This window comes from Dietzia sp. CW19, assembly GCF_014145265.1.
Lineage (GTDB): Bacteria > Actinomycetota > Actinomycetes > Mycobacteriales > Mycobacteriaceae > Dietzia > Dietzia natronolimnaea.
Genome location: NZ_JAALEE010000278.1, coordinates 1 through 1804 on the forward strand (window position 1 = coordinate 1; position 1804 = coordinate 1804).

A 1804-nucleotide genomic window follows, 5' to 3' on the forward strand; every position below is an offset into this window, starting at 1 on the left:
CGCAGAAGGCAGCGCGCCGCCGCCTCGACCTGGACCCGGTCGGCATCGTGCTGCTCGGGGCGGCCGTGTTCTCGGTGATGCTGCCCTTCCTCAACCGCGGGGCCCACCCCGCGCTGTGGGCCCTGGTGCCGCTCGGGGTGGCCCTGCTCGGGGCGTTCGCCTGGTGGGAGCGCCGCTACGAGCGGGTCGGTCGCCCGCCGCTGGTCAATCCCGAGATCTTCCGCGACCCGGCGTTCCGCAACGGCATGATCATCGTCTCGATCTACTTCATGGGCGGGACCAGCCTGTGGATCGTGATGCCCATGTACCTGCAGTTCCACCTGGGGTACGCGCCGATCGACTCCGCGCTGGTGAGCCTGCCCGCCTCGATCTGCGCCGCGGTGTCCGCGCAGGTCGCGGGGCGGTTCGTGCTGAAGCTCGGGCGTCGGCTGGTGATCGTCGGGTTCTGCCTCACCCTCACCGCGCTGGGCACGTTCATCCTGCTCGCGGGGTTGGTCGAATCCGGGGCGGTGGGCTACCTGATCTTCATGGCCCCCGCCGCGCTGATGGGCACCGCCCAGGGCATGACCATCTCCCCCAACCAGACGCTGACGCTGCGGGCGGTCGACCCCGCGTACGGCGGGGTGGCCGGCAGCATCATCTCCCTCGGCCAGCGCATGGGCACCGCGATCGGCACGGCCGTCGTGCCCGGCGTGCTGTTCTGGATCGTCGAGTCCCAGGACGACTGGCTGCTCGCGTTCCGGGCGGCCCTGGGATTGATCGCCGCGCTGGCGGCGGGCGCGCTGGCGTTCAGCGTCGCCGACCGCCGCCGCGAGAAGCGCTGCGCCTGAACCGGGCAGCCCTCTTCGCAGCTCCCTGCTCGCCCCTCCCCCGGTTGGCGGACACCCCACCCCGACCCCACTGTGGTTGGCTGTGGTTGGCGGACACCCCGCCCCGACCCCACCGTGGTTGGCTGTGGTCGGCGGACACCCCGCCCCGGTTGGCGGACATCTGATGCGAAGGACGGCCCGCCGGACACGAATTCTGTCCGCCAGGTGAGGGACGGGGTCCGCCAGGCGGGGGGGACGGAGGCAGGAGCGGCTGCTCAGAGGGTGGCCGCGAGCTCCACGCCCTGCTTGATGGCGCGCTTGGCGTCCAGCTCCGCGGCCACGTCGGCGCCGCCGATCACGTGCACCCGAGCCCCTGCCCCGGCTCCGGAACCGGCCAGCTCATCGGCGAGGTCGCGTACCGATTCCTGGCCCGCGCACACCACGACCGAGTCCACGTGCACCACCCGGTGGGCGCCATCGGCGTCGAGGATGTGCAGCCCGTCGTCGTCGATCTTCTCGTAGGTCACCCCGGTGTACTGCTGTACTCCGCCCGTCTTGAGCTCGGCTCGGTGGACCCATCCGGTGGTCTTGCCCAGGCCCTTGCCGATCGACGTGGTCTTGCGCTGGAGCAGGTGCACCTCGTGCGCGGGGTCGTCCAGGACAGCGGCGCCCAGGCCCGCTCTGTCGACAGCCGGGTCCGTCACCCCCCAGTGCCGCTTCCACGCCACTACGTCGGTGGAGTGTCCGTGTGCGCGGCGGCCGTCGAGATCCAGTCCCGGCCCGCCGGCCAGCAGGAACACGGAGACGTCGACGCCGATCCCTCCGGCACCGATTACCGCCACGCGACGGCCGGGCCGGCGCGCGCCGGTGAGCAGCTCGGGGTAGGTCATGACCATGGGATGGTCGGCGCCCGGCAGGTCCAGCACCCGCGGGCGGACCCCGGTCGCCACCACCACGTGGTCGAACCCGGCCACATCCGCGGCGGCGGCGCGCCG

Annotated in this window: 2 protein-coding genes; one reads left to right on the forward strand and one right to left on the reverse strand. The window is 72.5% G+C overall.

The window, feature by feature from the left end:
• Positions 1-830, forward strand: an 830-nt coding sequence (locus tag G6021_RS09035) for an MFS transporter (protein WP_182641110.1), incomplete at its 5' end; no start/stop codon positions are given.
• Between the two features lie 254 nt (positions 831-1084).
• Here G6021_RS09035 and G6021_RS09040 read toward each other — a convergent pair.
• On the reverse strand, positions 1085-1804 hold a 720-nt coding region (locus G6021_RS09040), incomplete at its 5' end, for an FAD-dependent oxidoreductase (protein WP_182641111.1).